The following is a 22,761-nucleotide window of genomic DNA, read 5'->3' as shown; positions in this document are numbered from 1 at the left end:
GTCCGCAGCGGATCAATCTGCGTGTTTTAGGTGTTCTCCGCTTGGGCTTGGTGTGTACCGGTTCCAGAAGGAGTTCGTCGATCATGACCGCCCTCCACAACTTAACATTGCAATTTCAGAATGTCTTTTTAAGACTGACTTTTTTCCTCATATGCGCGGCGGCTCTGGCCTCCGTATCTGTAACAATTTTATCCGCATTAGGTGTGTTGCCCTGGCTCTCAATGCAGGCCGGATTCGGTGACGGAGCGATCATGGATGCCGGGATGTTTATCCAGATCGGATTGACCGCCCTGATTCTCATGCTGGCGTTTTACCTGCCAGCCAATGCGCGAATGATGGCGTTGGAAAACAACCATCGCAAATTCACGCTGACCATGCACGATGTCACCGCGGCCTATCAAATGGCCCATGCCGCTGACCGCGAAGGGCTGTTCATGATGTCCTCCGAGTTCGACGGCGTCAAAGAGCGTATGGCGTTTCTGCGCCAGCACCCCAACCTGCAATCGCTGGAACCCGAGATCCTTGAACTGGCCGCACAGATGAGCCAGATCAGCCAGGAACTGGCCGAGACTTACGGCGATGATCGGGTCAGTCGAGCCCGCACCTTCTTGCAACAGCGACAGGAAGAGATCGAGTTGTTCCAGAAACGGCTCGAAGAAGCTCAGGTGATCCAGAATGAACTTCGCCAGTGGACGCGGGATGTGGAGATTGAGGAATCCATCGCCAAATCCCAACTCAGCCGTTTGCGGGATGAATTGTTTGAACTGCTGCCCGAGCTTTCGGCACAACTGCAATCCCTTCCAAAGGACAGCACATCTAAGGCATCCAGTGTAGTTGCAATGTCACCACCCCCTCGCGCTGCGGAGTAGGCGCATTAGCGCCCGCTGCGGATGATGACCCATTGGGTCTGAGGACGCAGCGCCCTTCCGGCAGAGATGAAAGCCCTGCAAGGGCTTGAAGAAGCGCCCATCCTCGGGCACCAAGGCCGCATGGCAAAGACGACTTTCTCCTGCTCGGCCTGTGGCGCGTCGCATTCGCGCTGGTCCGGGCGCTGTGACGCATGCGGTGAGTGGAACACGATCACGCAGGACGTTCCCCTTTCGGCGGGCCCCGCAAAAAAATCCCTTGGTGGTAAACGCGGCCAGTCCATCACGCTCACGGACCTGTCCACCGAGGAAACACCCCCGCCCCGCACCCTCTGCGGAGTTGAGGAACTGGACCGCGTTCTGGGCGGCGGCCTTGTGCCCGCCTCGGCCTTGCTGGTGGGCGGAGACCCCGGCATCGGTAAATCCACACTGTTGTTGCAGGCAGCCGCGCGCTTTTCACGCGCGGGCGTCAAAACCATCTACGTCTCTGGCGAAGAGGCCAGCGCACAGGTCCGCATGCGTGCGCGCCGTCTGGGGCTCGAAGACGCTCCGGTCCAACTGGCCGCCGAAACCAATCTGCGCAATATCCTGACAACGCTGGAGGCCGAAAAGCCTGGGCTCGCCATTATCGACTCGATTCAGACAATGTGGGCGGACAACGTGGACAGCGCCCCCGGCTCGGTCAGTCAGGTGCGGGCTGCCGCACATGAACTGACCACCTTTGCCAAACGCCACGGTGTCTCGATCATCATGGTTGGGCATGTCACCAAGGAAGGCCAGATCGCCGGCCCGCGTGTAGTCGAACACATGGTTGACACAGTGCTTTACTTCGAGGGCGAGCGTGGCCACCAATTCCGCATCCTTCGCGCCGTGAAAAACCGCTTTGGCCCGGCTGATGAAATTGGTGTGTTCGAGATGACAGGCAAAGGTTTGGCGCAGGTCACGAACCCGTCGGCCTTGTTTCTTTCAGAACGTGGCAAGCCCAGTCCGGGGTCAGCCGTATTTGCCGGGATTGAAGGCACACGGCCTGTGCTGGTGGAATTGCAAGCTTTGGTCGCCCCGTCCCCGCATTCTCAGCCCCGTCGCACTGTCGTTGGATGGGACAGCGGACGGCTTGCAATGATCCTCGCGGTTCTCGAAGCGCGCTGCGGTATCCCCTTCGCAGGGCTCGACGTTTACCTGAATGTTGCCGGAGGGTTGAAAGTCAGCGAACCCGCAGCCGACCTTGCTGTTGCTGCCGCTCTGCTCAGCGCGCGCGAAGATACCGCATTGCCCGCCGATACCGTGGTTTTCGGGGAAATCTCGCTATCCGGGGCACTTAGACCTGCCCCGCAGACCGAAAACAGGTTGAAAGAAGCCCAAAAACTTGGTTTCACATCCGCAATTGCTCCGGCGGGTGGCAAAACCGGTACTGTGGCAGGTCTGTCACTCACCCGACCCTCTGATTTGGTGGGGTTTGTTGGCGAAACCTTCGGAGCAGGTTAAGGTAACGCCTTGAGGGGCAGATAAGATTACAGGCGAGGACCATGGAAGGTTTTACATTAATCGACGGGGTGGTTGCCCTGATCATCGTCGTGTCAGGCCTGTTGGCCTATTCGCGCGGCTTTTTACGTGAGGTTTTGGCCATCGCAGGCTGGGTCGCAGCGGCTGTTCTGGCCTTCATTTTTGCGCCGCAAGCAGTTCCATTGATAAAAGAAATACCAGTGGTCGGGGATTTCCTGCGTGACAGCTGTGAGCTGTCAGTGATCACCGGTTTTGCCGCCGTCTTCGCGGTTGCGCTGATTGTGGTCAGCATCTTCACGCCATTGTTTTCGTCGATCGTACAGCGTTCGGCCATCGGCGGTCTGGATCAGGCGCTTGGATTTTTCTTCGGTATTGCACGCGGCATCCTTTTGGTCGCCATTGCGTTCTTTGTCTATGACACTGTGATGACCGGCCAGTCCTATACGATAGTCGATGAAAGCCGCTCGGCCAAAGTGTTTGAACAGTTCAGCGACAAGATCGAGGAACAGAACCCTGAAGAAGCATTGGGCTGGGTAACACAACAATACGAAGAGCTAGTTGCAAGCTGCGGCGCCGGGGCTGAAACCGAAACCGAAGCCTTGGAAGAGCCAACAGCCCCAACAACAACCGAATAATAAAATGCCCGGCTTTGACCGGGCATTTTTATTAGCAACCTATTGGCAACTTTCTTTCAGACAAAGCCCTCACCAGCGCAGGCCGTACACCTGATGTTTTTGAGACCAAAACACCCATCGCAGCGCCCGAAAACTGGCTTGCCAAAAACATCCCTGCTTTTAACGACTTCTCCTGCCCCGTTGCATATCTGACAAGGCGCGCGTCCCATGCCACGGCACCGGTGGCACCGCCGTTTGACGGGCTCTTCCTTATTTTTTTCTTGCTTGTGTTCCCACATGCCTCAGCCCCAATCGCATTCCGAATACCGCTAAAACCGAATAACTCTCAGCATGACAGCACAAGACTACACGCATGTCACCTTTTGATACTCTGCCCGGCAAAATCCGCGCGCCATAACCAACAATTGTGATCCTCTGATGACACAGGCGGAATTAGGCATTATGTGGAGGCCGAACTGACATGGAATCGGAGCCACCGATCTTGCTGTACCTGTTTTCTTTCGCGCCTGCCCTCGGGACGACGGCGCGTTTGCACCATCGGCCGCATTGGCACGGCTGCTCACAGGATCATCCATGCAGATATTCAGATCAACACCGCCACTCGATAATGTCATAGAAATTGGAGCCCGTAGATGTGTGGGATTTTGGGGATCGCAAGCCGGACACATGATGTCTTTGCGGAAATCTATGACGGTCTGCTGATGCTGCAGCACCGGGGCCAGGACGCCTCGGGCATCGTCACCTATAACGGCGAATTCTTCCGTGAGAAAAAAGCCAATGGCCTGGTCAAGGACGTGTTCAACGCACAGGATGCCGAGACCCTGATGGGCCGGGTCGGCATGGGTCATGTCCGTTATCCCACGGCAGGGTCACTCAGCGCCGCTGAGGCGCAACCGTTTTTCGTGAATGCGCCCTATGGCATCTATCTGGTCCACAACGGCAATCTCACCAACACGGCTGAACAGCGTGAGAAAGTCACCGCCAAATACAGCCGCCACCTGCGTACCACCTCGGATTCCGAGATTATGCTGAACGTACTGGCCGACAAAGTGGCGGACGCGATCAAGGTGAATGGCAATGGCGAGCCAATCCGCAATATCTTTGCCGGCGTAAAGATGACGATGGAGCGCGTTCAGGGTGCCTATTCGGTGATCTGTCTGGTCGCTGGAGTTGGCATGCTGGCCTTCCGCGACCCGTACGGCATCCGCCCCCTGTCTATTGCCAAGCGCGATGTCGACGGTGCAGGCGACGACTATGCCTTTGCCTCCGAAGACGTAGCCTTTGGCATCAATGGCTTTGAAAAGCTGCGCGATTTGAAGCCCGGCGAAGCGATCCTGATTGATCTGGATGGCAACATGCACACATTCCAGGCGGTCGAAGGCCAACTGACACCGTGCATTTTTGAATATGTCTACCTCGCACGACCGGACTCGTTGTTGGACGGTGTCTCGGTTTACAAAACGCAGATGCGCATGGGCCAGACGCTGGCGCGTCAGATTGAGGCCGCCGGTCTTGATATTGACCGCATCATCCCCGTGCCCGACAGCGCCCGCCCCGTGGCGCTTGAAGTCGCCAAGGCGACCGGCATCCCCTACCGCGAAGGCCTGGTCAAGAACCGCTATGTCGGTCGGACCTTTATCATGCCCGGTCAGGCAGAGCGTCAGAAGTCCGTACGCCGCAAGCTGAACGCCGTTCCGCTAGAGTTCAAAGGCCACAATGTTCTGTTGATCGACGACTCGATCGTCCGGGGCAACACGATCAAGAAGATCGTGCAGATGTGTCGCGAGGCTGGTGCCAAGAAAGTCTATGTTGCCAGCGCCTCGCCTCCAGTGAAATTCCCCAATGTCTATGGCATTGATATGCCCACCAAGCATGAGCTGATAGCCAACGGCAAAGAGATCGAAGAAATTCGTCAGGAACTTGGTGCCGATGCGCTGTTCTACCAGAACCTCGAGGATCTGATTTGGGCTGCCAAGGAAGGCAACCCCGAGATCGAAGCCTTCGACTGTTCCTGTTTTGACGGTAATTACATCACCGGCAGCGTCAGCGGTGACTATTTGGACAATCTGGAAAATAGCAGCCGCGTAAGCAAGAAGCGCGAGGATATGCAGGTTCCCGGTGGTTCTTGGAACAGCGCGAAACTTGCTTCGGGTTAGAGACTGACCCGAATCAACATTTCATCCGGTCCGTTTAGCAGATGCGATGCGGGCCTATTTCCATCTGAGGACAGGGTTGCCTAGGAAGATTTCCGCTGCAACCCATCGGTGAAGAAATTGCAATCGCAAGGGCTTCGCTATGGCGCAGATTCTCATTGGGTGACGAAAACTCTATCAGGCTTTTCCTTCTTGATCCGGTTTGGTAGCCCGCAGGCTGCCAACCACACAAAACAAGGGGTCGGGCCGCTGCGGCTGGACCGGAATGCATGTCAAACGCCACCGTCAAAAGTGCGGCCACACAAAAGGGTGCGCTGAACAAAAGCTCTTTGTCCGTTCTGGGGGTTTTTGGCCCGAAATCGGACATGCGGGCCTTGATGCGCATGTCCTCGGGACGCGTGAAAGAGGTCAAGCTGGGCAGTCGAGTGTCCTCGGGCACCGTAGTTGCAATTGATGCCGAAGGCGTGATGCTGCGACAAAGCGGCCAGACCAAGCGGATCACCATCCCTGGCAGTTAAACTGGCTTGACGCCCTGCGCGCAGGGGTTCAAACCGCTGTCATGACCGATCAGACCAAAATTGCCCTTATCACCGGGGCCTCTCGCGGGTTGGGCGCTGCACTTGCCGAGGCGCTGGCACCTGAATACCACATTGTCGCTGTTGCCCGCACCACTGGCGGGTTGGAAGAACTGGACGACCGTATTCAAGCCAAGGGCGGTGCGGCTACGTTGGCACCAATGGACATCGCCGATCCGAATGCGATGGCGACTTTGTGCCGTGGTATTTACGACCGCTGGGGTAAATTGGACCTGTGGCTGCACACGGCTGTTCACACATCGGCCCTGACGCCCACGCATTTTATTGACCCGAAGGAATGGACCAAAGCGGTCAACACGAACGCGACCGCAACATCGGTTTTGATTCCCTATATCGCGCCCCTGCTGGGTGAGAGCGGTCACGCAGTTTTTTTTGACGACCCCAAAGCCGGTGAGAAGTTCTACGGAATTTATGGCGCGACCAAGGCCGCTCAGATGGCTTTGGCACGCAGCTGGGCGCTTGAAACCGAACGCACCGGACCGCGTGTGACAATTGTCGAGCCCGCACCGATGCCAACTGCTGTACGTGCAAGGTTCCATCCCGGGGAAGATCGTGATGCGTTGACCAGCACAACGGATGAGGCTGCTCGGATCCTGGCGTTGCTATAAGGAATGGCCCTTTGGGCCATGCCTCCGGCGGGGATATTTTTAGCCGGATGAAGCGGGCGGATCAGGCGATATGAACACCGTTGCGCCCGGCCAGATCGACGAAGAACTGCCATGCCACGCGGCCGGACCGCGCGCCACGCGTGGCCTGCCATTCAATCGCTTCAGCGCGCAAGGTGTCGGCGTCCACTGAGACTCCATAGGCGGCGCAATAACGGTCGATCATGGCAAGGTATTCGTCCTGATCGCAGGGATGGAACCCCAGCCACAAGCCGAACCTGTCGGATAGAGAGACCTTCTCCTCAACCGCCTCGGACGGATTGATCGCGCTGGAGCGTTCGTTTTCGATCATGTCCCGAGGCATCAGGTGGCGGCGATTCGAGGTGGCGTAGAACACCACATTTTCCGGTCGGCCTTCGATGCCGCCATCAAGCACCGCCTTAAGCGATTTATAGTGCTGGTCATCATGGCTAAACGAGAGGTCATCGCAGAACAAAATGAACCGATGCGGTGCAGCCCGCAGATGGTTCAACAGGCGCGCGACCGAGCCCATATCCTCGCGCTGAAGTTCGACCAGTTTCAGGTCGGGATAGTCGGATTGTAGGGTGCCGTGGACCGCCTTGACCAAGCTGGATTTCCCCATGCCCCGCGCCCCCCAGAGCAGCGCGTTATTCGCCTTGTACCCGGCCGCGAAGCGCCGCGTGTTATCTAGTAAAGTATCGCGCGAGCGGTTGATTCCCACCAACAGGTCCAGATCGACGCGATTAACCTTGGTCACCGGTTCAAGGCGGTCGGGTTCGACATGCCAGACAAACGCCGGGGCCGCGCTGAAATCGGGTGCGGCCAGAGGTGCCGGAGCCATACGTTCCAGCGCATCTGCGATACGGTTCAGTGCTTGGTCGTCCATTGGGGCCTCCGGTCGTGTCTTGGCGGTTTCAAACCATGTTCCGCCTCGCGCAACAAGTGTTTGCAACGAAAAAGGCGCGCCTATGTTAGGCGCGCCTATCTTCTTAAGTTCAGCAGATTACTTGGCGTCTTCTTCACGGACGATCTCTTCATCCGCCTCTTCTTCATCGTCGTAGTAACCATCGGCGCGCAGTTGAGCCTCGCGCTTTTTCTCGACGCGACCCACGAGGAAGATCGACACTTCGTAAAGCCCATACACAACGACAAACAGGATTACCTGAGTGATCACATCCGGAGGTGTGACCAATGCAGCAAGCACCAGAATGGCAACCACAGCATATTTGCGCACCGAGCCCAGCCCTTCGGCCGAAACCAGCCCAGCCTTGCCCATCAGGGTCAACAAGACGGGCAGTTGGAAGCACAGGCCAAATGCTACGACAAACTTGATTGTCAGATTCAGATATTCCTGTGCCGAACCTTGGAACACCACGCTTAGCGGGGCTGCGGTTGCGCCCTCGGTTACTGCCTCGCCCTCAGCGCCGAACTGTTGGAAGCCAAGGAAGAAGTCATAGGCCAGCGGTGTGACCACATAGAACGCAAAGCTTGCGCCCAGCAGGAACATGAAAGGTGACGCCAGCATGAAGGGCAGGAACGCGTTCTTTTCCGACCGATACAGCCCGGGCGCCACAAACCGCCACATCTGCATTCCGATATACGGAAAGGCCAGAATAAAACCGCCCAGCAGCGAAACCTTGATGGCAACAAAGAACCCTTCCTGCGGCGAGATGAAGATCAGGTCGCAATCCTGCCCGCGCTCAGCCAAAACCTCGCACAGGGGGTTGGTCAAAAAGTTGAACAGCGGCGTGGCCACGGTGAAACAAATGATCATCCCGACCAGAAACGCCACAACGCAGTGTATCAACCGCGTGCGCAATTCCGCCAGATGCTCGATCAATGGGGCCGAGCTGTCCTCGATCTCGTCGGTGTTGGTCATGTTTTGCTTTCAGTCTTCAGCGCGGCCTCGGCCTCTTCGGCTTTGGTTAGTGCTTCGGCAGCTTCCTTGGCTTTCCGCTCGGCAGCGGCACGAGCGGTCGATGCCTGAATCTTCTTGGCCTGTTCGGCCCGTTCAGCGGCCAGCTTGCCGGTTTCGCTGTCGGGGTCAAACTTGGTCGGATCCATGCTTCGGGCCATTTCCTGCGCGGCTTCCTTCACGCCATCCATGGCACTGCCTACAGGATTGGCAGCCGCATCAAGACCCTTCTTGATCTCGTTCACCCCCGCCTGATCCGCGGCCTCATTCATGGCGCTGCTGAACTCGCGCGCCATACCGCGTGCCTTGCCGACAAAACGACCGACATTGCGGAACAGGACCGGCAGGTCCTTTGGCCCCACAACGATCAGGGCGACGATGCCGATGACCAGAAGTTCGGTCCAGCCCAGATCAAACATCTGGTCTTAGGCCTTGTCTTTGTCGGTCTCGGGCGTGACGTCTTTTGCCACTTCGGCTGCGTCCTGCTCCAGCTCGTCCGCGCCTTCCTTGACGCCCTTCTTGAACGAGGTGATGCCTTTGCCCACTTCGCCCATCAACGAGCTGATTTTGCCGCGTCCAAACAGCACCAGCACCACAACTGCGATCAACAGAAGACCGGGAAGGCCGATATTGTTGAGCATGTCTCTTCTCCTTGTACGTCGGCGCAGCGCGCCGGGAATATGAACTGGCCCTGTGTTTACGCCCACATGCCCCGTCGCAAAAGTGAGGCAGGTCAAATCCGGGGGTAAATTTACCGCCTTCACGCATTTTTTGCGGACTCGCATTCTTCAACTGACAGGTTTATGTCAGTTGTAGGTGGCTAGGTAGAACGCATCGAAACCTGGTCAACGGAGACTCAAATGACCCATATTGCAGAAATCGTCACCTTCACCCTCGCCAACGGCACCACACCGGAGGAATTTGTAAAGCTCAGCAAGGCCTCCGAGGCGTTTGTCCGCTCGGCACCTGGATTCGCCCATCGGCAACTAAGCCAAGGCGAGGATGGTCGCTGGACCGATTACGTCATCTGGACCGATATGAAGGCCGCAAAGGACGCCGCCGCGCAATTTCCACAGCAGGATTTCTGCGCTGGGTTAATGGCTGCGATCGAGCCCAGCAGCATTCAGATGCGCCATGAGAATGTACTATGGAACATGACGGCCTAAACGCGGTTCGGGCGGGGTGTCATGCGCCGCACTGACCGCCTGTTCGATATCATCCAAATCCTGCGCGACGGGAAACTGCACCGCGCGCAGGACATTGCTAATCGTCTCGAGGTTTCGGTCCGCACGATATATCGCGACATGGACACGCTGGCTGCCTCTGGCGTCCCGGTCGAGGGTGAGCGCGGCGTTGGCTACATGGTCCGCGAACAAATCACCCTGCCTCCGCTGAACCTGACACCTGCAGAACTAGAAGCGCTGAACCTCGGTATGGCCATCGTGGCCGAAGCAGCCGATCCCGACCTCAAAGCCGCAGCAGAAACACTCGCTGACAAGATTGACGCCGTGCTGCCCACACAAGTTGTGGCCGAGGCAGACACTTGGAAATTCGCGGTTTACCCATTTGCAGACGCGGCACGTGGGTTGGCCTATATGGCCCCGATCCGCGCCGCGATCAAATCCCGACAGAAACTGCACCTGTCCTACCGTCGCATTGATGGGGTGCTAACAGACCGCACGATCCGTCCATTACATATGGAATATTGGGGGCGGGTCTGGACTCTTACCGCGTGGTGCGAGTTGCGCCACGGCTTCCGCGTATTCCGCATAGACCTGATCGAAGCCGTCTCACCCCTGCCCGAGATCTTTGCCGACGAGCCTGGAAAACGGCTCAGCGACTACGACCCGCACGCCTGATCCGCCTCTTCATCTGGCGAAAAATATCCCCGCCGGAGGCATGGCCCGCACAGGGCCATTCCCGTCACTTCAGATAGGGCTCTGGATCAACAGATTCGAACCCTTTGCGTACTTCAAAATGGACATAGGCATTGTCACCACTGCGCAGAGAGGCAATTTGTTCTCCTCGACGCACCCGATCGCCTTTCTTGACGGTGGCTTTATCGACATTTGCGTAGACGGTGAGCAGATCACTGTTGTGCTTAACCACGATGATCGGCACCTGATCCGCATCTGCGGTGATCGCCGCAACTGTTCCTGCCTCAGCCGCCTTTACGGCAGTGCCCGGAGCAGCCGCGATGTCTATGCCTTCGTTCTTGCCCTTTTCATAGGTCCGAATGATTGTTCCCGTGACCGGCAAACCAAGAGCCGAGTTGCTTTGATTGGTGGGGGCCTCAGCCGTCACGTCCGGAACAGGCGTGGCAGGGGCGATCACTTCGTCCGGCAGCGGTTGCGTCGCACTGGGCGGTGTCGGTGTAGGAGAGCCCTGCCCCGGCTGCGTGACATTGGTGGCCGGAACAGCGGCCTGTTGCGGCGCAGGTTGATTCTTAATCGGGATCAACAGGAATTGGTCTTCGCGCACCGTGAAATCAGGCCCCAACCCGTTCCAATCGGCCAACGCATCAACCGGCACATCGTAAAGCCGCGCGATGGTGTATGCTGTTTCACCCCGTTTAACCTTGTGCCGGATCGGTTCCGGGCCCGGTGGCGTGGGCGCCGGAGCTGCAGCGGCTGCAGGTTGTGCAGGTTCCAGCGTTGAAGTCCGCACCGACCCATCCGCCGGAGCCTCATCAATCGCAGTTCCGGCTATGGTGGCGATATCCACACCGCTGGCCGAAGGGACCGTGCGCGGCAAGGCGATCACTTCCCCTTCACGCAATCGGTCCGTGGCTTGCAACCCGTTAAAACGGGCGAGTTCGACCACTGGCAAGCCAACACGGGCAGCCAGGTCATTGACCGTGTCACCCCGGCGCGCGACAGCCACCTGATAGTTAGGATAGGTAATGACGCCTCGCGCGTCTGGAGCGGGCCGATTTGTGGTCACCGCTCGCGCGGCATCGGCGGTCGAAAATCCGCCGACTTCCCCACGCAAGTCATAATCCAGTGGGCCTTCGCACCCGACCAGAATCGCCAAAGCCGCCGCACTTGTCGCGCAGCGAATTATCGCTGATTTGGAAACTGCTCTCATCTTACTGTCCTCATCGCCTGCCCGTGTTTTCCGGGGTTCCGGCGCGTGTTGCAGAATATTCTTTTAAGCCCCGTCCCTGCCAATACCTTCTAACAAAGGCACAAAACGAACGGGTAACAATTCGTCATAGTCCAAGCCGGTCTCTGTTCGTCTGACCCGGATCAAGGTTTGAACCGCATCCGACTGTCCCACCGGCAGAACCATGATACCGCCGATTTTAAGCTGCGCCAAGAGCGGCCCGGGCGGATCCTCGGCAGCAGCCGTCACAATGATACGATCAAACGGTGCCTGTTCGGGCAGACCGAATGACCCATCCGAAAGCATCGCGGTGACATTGGTCAGCCCCATGTCGCGGAACAACTGGCCGGTTTCCCGCACAAGCCGCTTGTGGCGTTCAACCGTGTAGACCCGGCGCGCAAGCTTGGACAGGATCGCAGCCTGATAGCCCGAGCCAGTACCTACCTCCAACACTGTATCCCGTGGTCGCACCTCAAGCGCCTGCGTCATCAGCCCAACGACCGAGGGTTGGCTGATTGTTTGCCCGCAGGCAATCGGCAGCGGCGTGTCCTCATAGGCGCGTTCGGCGAACAGACCTTTGACAAAGCGGCCACGGTCGATTTGTTCCATCGCGGCCAGAACGCGCGCATCTGTCACCCCACGGGACCGCAGGGCAAACAGGAACTGCATGGTGGTTTCGGGGTTCAGTCCGTTCATTCGATTGCCTTCAGCGCCTCCAGCGTGTCATGCGCTGTCAGATCCGCCCGCATCGGCGTGACCGAAATATAGCCAGCCAGATTAACCGCCGCATCGGTGCCCGGCGCAGTTGGGTTGTGCTGATACCCGCCTTTGATCCAAAGGAACCGTCGCCCAGAAGGTGAGCTGTGCGGCTCGACCGAGAAATGCGTATCACGGCGATACCCCTGCGGCGCGATCCGTGTACCCAGCACTTCATCAGCCGGAACGGGCGGGAAGTTCACGTTGTAAAACAGCCGGTAATCGCCTTGCTCAGTCGGTGTCGCGTCCAGAATTTTCCGCACCAGATCAGCGCCAAAACGGGTTGCGGCCTCGAAAGGATCGTCCAGACCAAGATTACGAGGTCCGAAATACTGCGACAGTGCAATGGCCGGAATGCCCTGCAATGCGGCCTCCATCGCACCGCCAACGGTGCCGGAATAGAGGGTATTTTCTGCCGAGTTATTGCCCCGGTTCACTCCGGACAGCACCAGATCGGGCGGCGCATCTTTCATAACATCGTGCAGCCCAGCCAGCACACAATCAGCCGGAGAACCTTCGGCAGCAAAGCGACGCTCGCCCAGTTTGGCGACCATCATCGGATGGGTGTAGCTGATGCAATGGCCAACGCCGGACTGCTCGAACGCAGGCGCGACCACCCAGACCTCTCCGTCAGGTCCGACCAGTTCGGCCGCGATACACTCTAAGACGATCAGGCCCGGTGCGTTGATGCCATCATCATTGGTTAAAAGAATACGCATATGCCCCGTCCACCGCTGCGTTTTGACCTTGATAGACCCGGCCCTGCGCCACGGCAAGCAAAGCCACGCGCAATCTGAGGCTTTCACGCACCACTTGACCCAAAACTGTGACTTTCGGGTCCTAAACCGGGAAAACAAAACACCGATTGCGGCGGACCGTCAGCCACATGACCCGCCCCGGCCCCGGAACAAACACATTCGGCACCGTGGCCTTCAAGATCGAGCCATCATGGTCCATTCGGAATTCGATCAGGCTTTCATTTCCCAGAAATCGCGCGCGTTCCACCACGCCACGCGCCGCCACACCATCTGTGGCAGTGGGCAGCGGGCCTTTGCCGCTGCGGTCAAAGTCCAGACGCACGTGCTGTGGCCGGAAAACGATCTCGACATCTGTTCCGTTCGGGACACCGGGTGCCAGAAACTGACCAAAGGGCGTATCCGCCAGAGCACCATTAACTTGCGATTTTAAAACATTGATATCACTGAAAAATGCCACAGCCGCTTTATCAGCAGGTCGGGTATAGACGTTATACGGCGCACCTTGCTGCACGATCTTGCCGCGCCGCATTAATGCGATCTCGTCCGCCATTCGCATTGCCTCTTCGGGCTCATGTGTTACCAGCACCACGGCGGCGTCCTCTTCCTTGAGGATCGCCAGCGTTTCGTCTCTGATTCCGTCGCGCAAGCGGTTGTCGAGGCCCGAGAACGGTTCGTCCATCAGCATGATCCGCGGGCGCGGAGCCAGCGCACGGGCCAGCGCCACACGTTGCTGTTCACCACCTGACAGGTGATGCGGAAACTTATCAATGAAGTGGATCAGATCGACCTTGCGCAGCAGCTCATCAACGCGGGCGCGCTTTTCTTCCTTGTGTCCCTTCAAACCAAAAGCGACGTTGTCGGCAACACTCAGGTGGGGAAACAGGGCAAAGTCCTGAAACATTAGACCAATCTCACGACGTTCGGGCGGCACCCTAAACACCGTGTCGCAGATCAGCTTGCCGTCGACATAAATCTCACCGGATTCCTGCATCTCGACCCCGGCGATCATACGCAGCGTGGTCGACTTTCCGCAGCCCGACGGCCCAAGCAGACAAGTTACCTGCCCCGCATGCACGGTCAGTGAGACGTTGTCGACGACTACACGCCCCTCATACCGGGCGATCAGATTGCGGATTTCCAGACGAGGAGGAGTTGCGTCTACTGTCACCGATGGACCCCGTTGCCTTTTCCCGATGAAAATCATCGGACTTAGGCGGGGATAACAACCTCGCCCGTCAGGCGCAAGTGATCAGCAACACCCTCCCGAAGCAGGCTCGCCTGCGGCTTCAAACGGACTTTCGCCACCGCAGCCCTCAAAGATGCCGTAATGGGTCGAGAAATCTCCGATGAAGTCAAAATGCCGCGCAAAACGGGTGTCTTTCAGCATCATCCAGGTGTTGCCGCAAACCGGAAAGACCTTGCCGGTTTCAATCGCGTGATGGTCGTCCAACTCAAACAGATGCGGTGCGTTGGGAATAGTGCCCTTGTATATCACTGCCTGACCATACTCCTCACAAGCAGGTTCTAGTTCGGGCAGTTTGAACAACCGATAGGTTGCCGAGAGGAATTTCAGCGGCGCAACACGCTCCTCTAGCGCCGAGTTCTCGATGGTCAGCGGACGGTGCGTTACACGACGCGGATCGCCAAAGCCCGCCTTGCGCGAGATTGACAGGAAATCATTCCAATACAGAGCACCGGACAGGCACTCGCCATACAAAACCTCATCCTCGGCCATCGCCTGTGGCACGCGGCGGTCGGCGTAGACATCCGAGAAATACATCTCGCCACCCTCTTTCAACAAACGATACGCGCCACGCAGGACGGCTTCTTTGTCAGTCGCCAGATTGATCACGCAATTCGAAACGATGATGTCGAAGGACCCCGGCTCAAGGTCTAATTCATCCAGTTTCTCGATATAACCGTGATGGAATTCCACATTGCTGGCCGCGTGGCCAAAGGCCTGCGCGTGATAATCCTGATGTGCGCGGGCGACATCCAGTTGCTCGGGCGTCATATCAACCCCGACCACGCGACCCTTTTCGCCCACCATCGCAGAGAGAGCATAGACATCGCGCCCGGCTCCGCAGCCCAGATCAAGAATGCTCATCCCCTCAAGGTCCAACGGCGCGATCAGGCCGCAACCGTAATAGCGCGCAAGTACATCGTCATGCACTTTGGACAAGATGCTCTTAAGATGATCCGGCATGTCATCGGGAGTGCAGCACGCGTTGGTCTGCAAATCCGAACTGCTCTGCAGTACTTCACCATAGTAGTTCTGCACGGACTCATGCTTCATCGTAGCGATCCTTTTCCAACTGGCTGAAAAGCAGCTAATGCAGCACAACCGCCTACGCAATCCGGTAGCATGAATTTTGACGAAAGCGTGAGGTTCTAATCCAGCAAATCGAAATCAGCGGCCGCGCGCATTTGACCGTTCACCTGTATCTCAAGCCTATGCGCACCCGGGACCAGTTTAAAAGTGGTCGCATTCCCCTTGAGTTTGTGTTTCTTGCTTAAATTTAGCGTTCCATCGCACAATGCAGTCTGCTTAAGTTTGTGAACCTTGGCCGAGGTTTTTCCACCAGGCCTTTGAAAATGAATAATATAGTCGACCAACACAGGTTGGTTTCCTTTGCCATTCAGCGTGACTTCGAACTCCAACGCCTCATCGATCCGCACCGTGCCAATTACCTGTAAAGTGGCCGCGATCTCAGCATCTGGATCATATCCCAGCATCTTCATCGCACCCGGATGTCCCGCTTTTACCAGCCCCCGAAGGGTATGAGAGGTCATCCAGCGCAATTCGATCGGCACCTGCTGGCCTGCGCGCGACCATTCTTGCAATCGATCCAGCACAAGATCCGGTTTTTTCTTAGCAATGTCGTTCAGATGGTTCGCAACTGACCGCGTGACATAGCGCGTCGGATCAGAGTGCAGCCGATTCAGCAAGGGCAGCGGATCGGTCAAACCCAACCCAACCGCCCGCCCCCAGGGCAAGCGCGGGCGCGTGCCTTCGCTGACCAGTCGTCGCACGTGATAGCTGTCATGACTGCACCAACTAGCCATCCGCACCAACACCTGATCCTGGTGTTGGTTGAGGAACGGACGAATGGCCCATTCCATTGAGAACCTCTGAGTTAGTTCCTCAAGCACATCCAGTGCCAATTCGGGGTGATCCAACCCTACAGCTACAACCCAGTCACCCAGCGGCGCGAAGATAAAATCACCGAAGTCATCATCTGATTTGCTCGGGTCCAGCGGTGGCGGTAGCGCCTTCAGGATAACAGGTGCCACGTCCGGCAAATCACCGGGCACGGCCTGCTGTAGACACTCGGCGATCCAGACCATCCGCTCTTTCAACTCAAGATCCAACAGGCGCGCCATGACCCGTGACTGAAAAGCCTCGACATCAAAAGACGGATCTGCCGTGGCAAACAAGCCAGCCAAATAGCGGGTCTTTTCTGCGTTAAACAACTGATCCTTGAGCGAAAACCTTTGCGCCATAATCACATCGTCAAATTGGTCGCGCCGCCATCCATCAGGATATTCTGGCCAACGATAAAACCTGCCTGCTGCGAACACAGAAAAGCGCAAGTCGCGCCGAATTCCTGCCGAGTGCCATAACGTCGCGCAGGGATCGTCTGAGAACGCTCAGCGCGGGCCTCATCAATGGTAATTCCCTTTTGCGCGGACACACCCGTATCCAGAGACAATGCGCGATCAGTGTCGTGAATGCCCGGCAACAAGTTGTTGATATTCACCCCAAATGGCGCAACCTGGCGCGATGTACCTGCCACGTAGCCAGTCAGCCCGGTCCGCGCGGCATTCGACAAACCCAAGGCTGCGATCGGAGCACGCACGGATTGCGAGGTGATATTCACCACACGGCCCCATCCTTTATCCATCATCCCCGGCAGCAGCGCTTTCATTAAGGCAATCGGCGTCAGCATGTTTGCGTCCAGCGCCTTGATGAAATCCTCACGGTCCCAGTCCGACCACAATCCGGGCGGCGGCCCACCGGCGTTTGTTACAAGAATATCAACGCCCTGCGCCGCATCAATTAACTGTTCTTGGCCACTTGTAACGGTCACATCGCAGGCTACAGTCTGAACGTCCACTCCATAATCAGAGCGCAGACGGGTCGCCTCGACCTCCAGCACCTCGGCTCCACGCGCGTTCATCACCAAATCAACGCCCGCTTCGGCCAGCGCTTCGGCGCAGCCCAAACCCAGCCCCTTGCTGCTTGCGCATACCAGCGCGCGCTTTCCTCGAATTCCCAGATCCATTCGATCCTCCCCATCTATCCTTGCCCGCATGTCTAGCACCGGCCAGACAGAGAAGACCAGAATTCAAAACGTCAGTAAAAGAACTCTTCCCGCACGATTTTTCCGTTTGCCACGTGGTAGATACCCACCTCGCGCATATCGAAACTCTCACCGGTTTCCTTGACTTTGCCCTGCACCTCAAAGATCACGGCAAATCGGTCGTCGCCATGTGGGAACGGATCGCTGACTGACGCGCCTGATACCTCATGCGCCCCTTCCCACCATTCATGCTTGCCACGAATGGCCTCGATCCCGTGGGTTTCGCGGCCCATATCCATAAAGTCTTGCGCCTCGACCGAGACGGCATCTGGGGCATAGAGTTTTTCCAGATTCTCCTTGGCACGATCTTCGCGGCATCCGGCTACCAATTCGTCAGCGATTTCTTTCAAATTCATTTATCTTCTCCATCATTTGTTCACTATATGTTCTTATAGCCATAACCATACGATTCGAACCACCCCCTTTGTCTTGCTTCGGCAGGATTCCCCGCCTATACGCGCCTGCATGCTTGATACTGCCTCGAACCAACCCGTATTGCCGCCCGAGATCGCCCGGCGCCGGACTTTCGCCATCATCTCGCACCCGGATGCGGGCAAAACGACGCTGACTGAAAAGTTCCTTCTTTACGGGGGCGCGATTCAGATGGCTGGTCAGGTGCGCGCCAAGGGTGAGGCGCGTCGGACGCGCTCGGACTTCATGCAGATGGAGAAGGATCGGGGCATCTCGGTCTCGGCCTCGGCCATGTCATTCGACTATGGGAATTTCCGGTTCAATCTGGTGGACACGCCCGGCCACAGCGATTTCTCGGAAGATACTTATCGCACGCTTACCGCGGTTGACGCCGCCGTTATGGTAATCGACGGCGCAAAGGGTGTGGAAAGCCAGACGCAAAAACTGTTCGAGGTCTGCCGCCTGCGCGATCTGCCGATCCTGACCTTCTGTAACAAGATGGACCGCGAGAGCCGCGATACGTTCGAGATCATTGACGAAATTCAGGAGATGCTGGCCATCGACGTCACGCCTGCCGCGTGGCCGATCGGTGTGGGGCGCGATTTCATCGGCTGCTATGACATGCTGCGTGACCGGCTGGAGCTGATGGACCGCGCCGACCGCAACAAGGTGGCCGAAAGCATCCAGATCGACGGGTTGGACGACCCCAAACTGGCCGAGCACGTGCCCGAGCATCTGCTGGACAAGCTGCTGGAAGAGGTCGAAATGGCGCGCGAGTTGCTGCCCGCGCTCGACCCGCAGGCGGTTCTTGAAGGTCACATGACCCCGATCTGGTTCGGATCCGCGATAAACTCGTTTGGTGTGAAGGAGCTGATGGAAGGCATCGGGGCTTACGGCCCGCAGCCGCAGGTGCAATCAGCACAACCGCGCCAGATCGCACCTGAGGAAAAGAAAGTCGCGGGCTTTGTCTTCAAGGTTCAGGCCAACATGGATCCCAAGCACCGCGACCGGGTCGCCTTTGTCCGCATGGCCTCGGGCCACTTCAAGCGTGGCATGAAGCTGACTCATGTGCGTTCGAAAAAGCCGATGGCGATCTCGAACCCAGTGCTGTTTTTGGCGTCCGACCGGGAACTGGCCGAGGAGGCTTGGGCCGGTGACATCATCGGCATTCCCAACCACGGCCAGTTGCGCATCGGCGACACGCTGACCGAAGGCGAAGCGCTGCGCGTAACCGGCATTCCGTCGTTTGCGCCGGAACTTCTACAAGGCGTGCGTGCGGGTGATCCGATGAAGGCCAAGCATCTGGAAAAGGCACTGATGCAATTCGCCGAAGAAGGCGCGGCCAAGGTGTTCAAGCCGTCGATCGGCTCGGGTTTTATCGTCGGCGTCGTCGGCGCGCTGCAGTTCGAAGTGCTCGCCAGCCGGATTGAGATGGAATACGGCCTGCCCGTGCGGTTCGAGGCGTCTCAGTTCACCTCGGCCCGTTGGGTCAGCGGCGACAAGGTTGCTGTGGACAAATTCGTCAACGCCAACAAGCAGCACATCGCCCATGACCATGATGGCGACATCGTTTACCTGACCCGCCTGCAATGGGACATTGATCGGGTGGTTCGCGACTATCCCGAGCTTAACCTGACAGCCACCAAGGAAATGATGACGTGACCGGCCCGAGGGCCGCAAATGGCGCATAAGCCGACCTGGGGAATTGTTTCGACTGTCCGGGGCACAGCCCCGGATATTCTGCGGTTCGCCGCCTATCACCTCGATCTTGGGGTCGACCGGATGCACATTTATCTGGACGAACCCAACCCCACGGCCTTTAACGCGCTGAACCAGCACCCAAAGATCGAAGTCCGCAATTGCGATGACGGGTTCTGGGCCAATCGCAAGCGCACGCGGCCGGAACGACACCAAACCCGTCAAACCGCGAACGCCACATTTACCTATCGAAAGGCCAGCGAGGATTGGCTAGCCCATATCGATGTGGATGAGTTTCTGTGGCCAAACCGCCCGATTACCCAGTTGCTTGCCGAGGTCCCCGATCACAATCCTGGCGTAAGGGTCCGCCCGATCGAGGTGATGGCCGGCGGCGACGATTTGTACAAGGCCCATATTCCGGCTGGGCCGGAGCGTGACGGCTTGTTGCAGGCGTTATACCCGAACTATGGTGCTTTTGTTCTGGGTGGTTTTTTCAGCCATGTTCAAGGGAAACTGTTGGTGCGTACTGGATTGCCAAAAATCAGTTTCCGGATTCATAACCTTTTTCAAAACGGCGCTCTTCTGCCTTGTAAAGCCGAGCTTCCCGGTACCGAACTGTGCCATCGCCACGCCCCGAACTGGGACCATTGGCTGGCCCATTATCGGTTCAGGATGGAACGCGGTTCTTACCAGCCCGGTATGTCACCAAACGTTCCGCGCGAACGCGGGGGAATGAACAAGAACGAATTGCTCAGCTGGATCGAAGCCGAGGGTGGCATGGAAGGCCTGCGCCGTTTTTATGATGAGATCAGCGGCGCAGACCCCAAAGTACGCGCTCAATTGGAGCAGCACAACCAGATCCGACATCGGCCACTGTATCTGGATGAAAAGCTTGGGAAACACTTTCCCAGAAGTGTATGAATTGTTGCGAAAAAACAGAAGCGATTAGGTCTACTCCAACCTTAACGGGACTTCATTTGACCCTGACCTACGATTTTGTTATGTCCCCGACCAAGCCGAAGTTGCGCAATGATGCGTATGGCCATCCGGGCCCGGCAAACCTCTGACGCGCGGGCCAGGTCTAGTGTCCGCATGAACCGGACATACATGACAAAATTTAACGAACTGAACCTGAACCCGAAGGTCCTCAAAGCAATTGAGGAAGCCGGATACGAAACCCCGACTCCAATCCAGGAAGGCGCTATTCCGCCCGCTCTTGAAGGTAAGGATGTTCTGGGAATCGCGCAGACCGGCACCGGCAAAACCGCCAGCTTCACCCTGCCGATGATCACGCTGCTGGCCCGTGGCCGTGCGCGCGCGCGGATGCCACGCTCACTGGTGCTGTGCCCGACACGGGAACTGGCGGCACAAGTCGCGGAAAACTTTGACACCTATTCCAAGCACCTGAAACTGACCAAAGCGCTGTTGATCGGCGGTGTCAGTTTCAAGGAACAAGAGGCGCTGATCGACCGTGGTGTTGACGTTCTGATTGCCACCCCGGGCCGTCTGCTGGACCATTTCGAACGCGGCAAGCTGTTGCTGACCGGTGTACAGATCATGGTCGTCGACGAAGCTGACCGGATGCTGGATATGGGGTTCATCCCTGATATCGAACGCATCTTCTCGCTGACGCCGTTCACACGCCAGACCCTTTTCTTCTCGGCCACCATGGCATCCGAGATTGAGCGGATCACTGACACCTTCCTGTCTGCGCCGGCCCGGATCGAGGTTGCCCGCCAGGCGACGGCCTCCGAGACCATTGAACAGGGCGTCGTCATGTTCAAAGGCGGCCGTCGGGATCGCGAGGCCAGCGGCAAGCGTAAGGTTCTGCGTGCGCTGATCGACTCCGAGGGCGAGAAATGCACAAACGCAATCATCTTTTGCAACCGCAAGACAGATGTGGATATCTGCGCCAAGTCGCTGAAAAAATACGGCTATAACGCCGCCGCCATCCACGGTGATCTGGACCAATCGCAGCGGATGAAAACACTGGACGGTTTCCGCGATGGCTCTCTGCGCCTGCTAGTCGCTTCGGACGTGGCCGCACGCGGGCTGGATATTCCATCCGTCAGCCATGTGTTCAACTTCGATGTGCCCGGCCATGCCGAGGACTATGTTCACCGCATTGGTCGTACCGGCCGCGCAGGGCGCGAGGGCAAGGCCGTTACGATCTGTTCGGGCCGCGATGAAAAGGCTTTGGATGCGATCGAAAAGCTGATCCAGAAGGAAATTCCGCGACTGGACAATCCCGTTAAGGAAGAGCCCAAAGCCGAAAAGCCAAAGCCCGAGAAGAAAGCTAAATCCTCGGAAAGCAAAAAGAACGACGACCGTAAAGACCGTGAACCCAAGGGACGTGGTCGTGGCCGTAAGGACGATAACAGCCCGGCGGTTGTTGGGATGGGCGATCACCTACCCAGTTTTATCGCGCTAAGCTTTGACGAGCGCCGTGCTGGCTAAATCGCCAGCACCAGTGCCAGAATAGACAGTCCAAGCAATCCCATCCCGGCGATCTCTCGCCGGGTTATGGTTTCTCGAAAAAACAGGATTGAGGCGAACAGGCTGAGCAGCAGCTCGACCTGCCCCAGCGCCTTTACATACGCCGCGTTCTGCAAGGTGAAGGCAAAGAACCAACAGAACGATCCACACAGGCTGGTCAACCCGACAAACACACTGATTTTGCGCGTTTCCCACACCGCGCGCAGCTCGGCCCGATCGCGCCACAGCAGCCAAATCCCCATGCTGAGGAACTGAAAGGTCACCACTGTCGTCAGCGTGACCAGCGCGCGAAACCAGGCGTCGACATCACCCAACTCCAGCGAAGCACCGCGATAGCTGACAGAGGAAAACGCAAACAACACCCCCGATCCCAGCCCTAACCTAGCGGCGCGGTTAGTGAGGTGTTTCCACCAAGCCCCGTCGCCTCCGGGAGTTTTCGAAAGCAACAGCACCGCCAAAAGACTGACAACGATCGCACCAAGTGCCCCGATGGACACCTGATCGCCCAGCACTAAAAAGCCGACTATTGCGGTCTGAATGACCTCGGTTTTCTTAAACGTAATCCCAACCGCAAAATTACGCTGTTTGAACAGAGCCACCACACAGATCGTCGCAAGAATTTGCGACGTTCCACCGATCACCGCATAAACCCAGAACCACCCTGTCAGCGGCGGCAAGCTGAGGTCGGTCACTTGCAGCGCCACGATCAGCCCCAGCACCGCCAGCGGCATAGAATAGGCAAACCGGGCAAAGGTCGCGCCTGCAACGCTCAGCTTTATGGTGCTGAGCGACTTTTGCAGCATGAACCGCACCGTCTGGAATGAGGCCGCGGCTATTGTAACGGGAATCCATAAGCTCATGGTCTCCCTTGTGTCGTGA

General features: G+C 57.4%; 24 protein-coding genes. 11 read left to right on the top strand and 13 right to left on the bottom strand.

Translation table 11 applies throughout. From position 1 onward, the window contains the following. Nucleotides 1-251 precede the first annotated feature (251 nt). The 6 genes from ACR0D7_RS07045 (at nt 252) to ACR0D7_RS07020 (ending at nt 6,361) form a co-directional block, all read left to right on the top strand. On the top strand, nt 252-869 hold the full coding sequence (locus tag ACR0D7_RS07045; RefSeq protein ID WP_480678378.1) for a DNA repair protein: 618 nt from the start codon (nt 252-254) through the stop codon (nt 867-869). A gap of 120 nt (nt 870-989) precedes the next feature. Next, nucleotides 990-2,351, top strand: coding sequence for a DNA repair protein RadA (gene radA / locus ACR0D7_RS07040; protein ID WP_170383061.1), 1,362 nt, complete (start codon nt 990-992; stop codon nt 2,349-2,351). A 41-nt stretch (nt 2,352-2,392) separates the two neighbouring features. Next, nucleotides 2,393-3,004: a CvpA family protein gene (locus ACR0D7_RS07035; protein WP_480678377.1), complete on the top strand. Its 612-nt coding sequence runs from the start codon at nt 2,393-2,395 to the stop codon at nt 3,002-3,004. A 632-nt stretch (nt 3,005-3,636) separates the two neighbouring features. Further along, entirely contained in the window at nt 3,637-5,160 is a 1,524-nt protein-coding gene (gene purF, locus ACR0D7_RS07030) for an amidophosphoribosyltransferase (RefSeq protein ID WP_170572051.1), read from the top strand. A 266-nt stretch (nt 5,161-5,426) separates the two neighbouring features. Further along, nucleotides 5,427-5,675 (top strand): hypothetical protein, encoded by a 249-nt coding sequence (locus tag ACR0D7_RS07025; protein WP_170383056.1) that lies wholly within the window; start codon nt 5,427-5,429, stop codon nt 5,673-5,675. Nucleotides 5,676-5,716: 41 nt separating this feature from the next. Next, the gene (locus ACR0D7_RS07020; protein WP_480678375.1) at nt 5,717-6,361 is read left to right on the top strand and encodes an SDR family NAD(P)-dependent oxidoreductase; all 645 of its coding nucleotides are present in this window, start codon (nt 5,717-5,719) and stop codon (nt 6,359-6,361) included. A gap of 61 nt (nt 6,362-6,422) precedes the next feature. Here the strand turns inward: ACR0D7_RS07020 and ACR0D7_RS07015 are convergent, their stop codons facing one another. From ACR0D7_RS07015 to ACR0D7_RS07000, 4 genes are all read right to left on the bottom strand, one after another. Next, the gene (locus ACR0D7_RS07015) at nt 6,423-7,265 is read right to left on the bottom strand and encodes an ATP-binding protein (RefSeq protein WP_480678373.1); all 843 of its coding nucleotides are present in this window, start codon (nt 7,263-7,265) and stop codon (nt 6,423-6,425) included. Between the two features lie 117 nt (nt 7,266-7,382). After that, nucleotides 7,383-8,258 (bottom strand): twin-arginine translocase subunit TatC, encoded by an 876-nt coding sequence (gene tatC / locus ACR0D7_RS07010; protein WP_170383050.1) that lies wholly within the window; start codon nt 8,256-8,258, stop codon nt 7,383-7,385. Continuing rightward, a complete protein-coding gene (tatB, locus tag ACR0D7_RS07005; RefSeq protein ID WP_480678371.1) occupies nt 8,255-8,713 on the bottom strand; it encodes a Sec-independent protein translocase protein TatB in 459 nt (152 codons plus the stop codon). The genes tatC and tatB overlap by 4 nt, the downstream gene beginning before the upstream one ends. Before the next feature lie 6 nt (nt 8,714-8,719). Then, entirely contained in the window at nt 8,720-8,935 is a 216-nt protein-coding gene (locus tag ACR0D7_RS07000; RefSeq protein ID WP_170348913.1) for a twin-arginine translocase TatA/TatE family subunit, read from the bottom strand. Between the two features lie 219 nt (nt 8,936-9,154). Here ACR0D7_RS07000 and ACR0D7_RS06995 point away from each other — a divergent pair, with 219 nt between their 5' ends. Further along, complete coding sequence (locus ACR0D7_RS06995) at nt 9,155-9,460, top strand: hypothetical protein (RefSeq protein WP_480678369.1); 306 nt, start codon at nt 9,155-9,157, stop codon at nt 9,458-9,460. Nucleotides 9,461-9,481: 21 nt separating this feature from the next. Continuing rightward, complete coding sequence (locus tag ACR0D7_RS06990) at nt 9,482-10,153, top strand: helix-turn-helix transcriptional regulator (protein WP_480678367.1); 672 nt, start codon at nt 9,482-9,484, stop codon at nt 10,151-10,153. A gap of 64 nt (nt 10,154-10,217) precedes the next feature. On the opposite strand, the gene ACR0D7_RS06985 is transcribed toward ACR0D7_RS06990, so the two are convergent. The 8 genes from ACR0D7_RS06985 to ACR0D7_RS06950 all read right to left on the bottom strand — a co-directional run bounded on the left by ACR0D7_RS06985 (nt 10,218) and on the right by ACR0D7_RS06950 (nt 17,633). Continuing rightward, a complete protein-coding gene (locus tag ACR0D7_RS06985) occupies nt 10,218-11,381 on the bottom strand; it encodes a peptidoglycan DD-metalloendopeptidase family protein (protein WP_480678365.1) in 1,164 nt (387 codons plus the stop codon). 63 nt (nt 11,382-11,444) lie between these two features. Further along, nucleotides 11,445-12,095 (bottom strand): protein-L-isoaspartate(D-aspartate) O-methyltransferase, encoded by a 651-nt coding sequence (locus tag ACR0D7_RS06980; RefSeq protein ID WP_170383040.1) that lies wholly within the window; start codon nt 12,093-12,095, stop codon nt 11,445-11,447. Further along, on the bottom strand, nt 12,092-12,874 hold the full coding sequence (gene surE, locus ACR0D7_RS06975; RefSeq protein WP_480678363.1) for a 5'/3'-nucleotidase SurE: 783 nt from the start codon (nt 12,872-12,874) through the stop codon (nt 12,092-12,094). Before surE ends, ACR0D7_RS06980 begins: the two co-directional genes overlap by 4 nt. A gap of 121 nt (nt 12,875-12,995) precedes the next feature. Continuing rightward, nucleotides 12,996-14,117 carry an ABC transporter ATP-binding protein gene (locus ACR0D7_RS06970; protein ID WP_480678361.1) on the bottom strand — a complete coding sequence of 374 codons (1,122 nt, stop codon included), beginning with the start codon at nt 14,115-14,117 and terminating at the stop codon, nt 12,996-12,998. A gap of 45 nt (nt 14,118-14,162) precedes the next feature. Then, nucleotides 14,163-15,209 (bottom strand): methyltransferase domain-containing protein, encoded by a 1,047-nt coding sequence (locus ACR0D7_RS06965; protein ID WP_480678360.1) that lies wholly within the window; start codon nt 15,207-15,209, stop codon nt 14,163-14,165. Between the two features lie 95 nt (nt 15,210-15,304). Continuing rightward, on the bottom strand, nt 15,305-16,417 hold the full coding sequence (locus ACR0D7_RS06960; protein ID WP_480678358.1) for a hypothetical protein: 1,113 nt from the start codon (nt 16,415-16,417) through the stop codon (nt 15,305-15,307). 2 nt (nt 16,418-16,419) lie between these two features. Further along, nucleotides 16,420-17,199 (bottom strand): SDR family oxidoreductase, encoded by a 780-nt coding sequence (locus tag ACR0D7_RS06955; protein WP_480678356.1) that lies wholly within the window; start codon nt 17,197-17,199, stop codon nt 16,420-16,422. A gap of 71 nt (nt 17,200-17,270) precedes the next feature. Further along, nucleotides 17,271-17,633, bottom strand: coding sequence for a nuclear transport factor 2 family protein (locus ACR0D7_RS06950; protein ID WP_170383029.1), 363 nt, complete (start codon nt 17,631-17,633; stop codon nt 17,271-17,273). Nucleotides 17,634-17,742: 109 nt separating this feature from the next. Between ACR0D7_RS06950 and ACR0D7_RS06945 the strand changes: the two genes are divergently transcribed. The 3 genes from ACR0D7_RS06945 to ACR0D7_RS06935 all read left to right on the top strand — a co-directional run bounded on the left by ACR0D7_RS06945 (nt 17,743) and on the right by ACR0D7_RS06935 (nt 21,843). Next, nucleotides 17,743-19,350, top strand: coding sequence for a peptide chain release factor 3 (locus ACR0D7_RS06945; RefSeq protein ID WP_480678354.1), 1,608 nt, complete (start codon nt 17,743-17,745; stop codon nt 19,348-19,350). 18 nt (nt 19,351-19,368) lie between these two features. Beyond that, a complete protein-coding gene (locus tag ACR0D7_RS06940; RefSeq protein ID WP_480678352.1) occupies nt 19,369-20,307 on the top strand; it encodes a glycosyltransferase family 2 protein in 939 nt (312 codons plus the stop codon). A 186-nt stretch (nt 20,308-20,493) separates the two neighbouring features. Then, the gene (locus ACR0D7_RS06935; protein WP_480678350.1) at nt 20,494-21,843 is read left to right on the top strand and encodes a DEAD/DEAH box helicase; all 1,350 of its coding nucleotides are present in this window, start codon (nt 20,494-20,496) and stop codon (nt 21,841-21,843) included. Here ACR0D7_RS06935 and ACR0D7_RS06930 read toward each other — a convergent pair. Further along, nucleotides 21,840-22,742 (bottom strand): EamA family transporter, encoded by a 903-nt coding sequence (locus ACR0D7_RS06930; RefSeq protein WP_480678348.1) that lies wholly within the window; start codon nt 22,740-22,742, stop codon nt 21,840-21,842. The genes ACR0D7_RS06935 and ACR0D7_RS06930 overlap by 4 nt on opposite strands. Between the last annotated feature and the right edge of the window lie 19 nt (nt 22,743-22,761).

This window comes from Ruegeria sp. BB7, assembly GCF_056539365.1.
The sequence above is the reverse complement of the archived record's forward strand: the minus strand, read 5'-3'. Positions and strand labels throughout refer to the sequence as shown.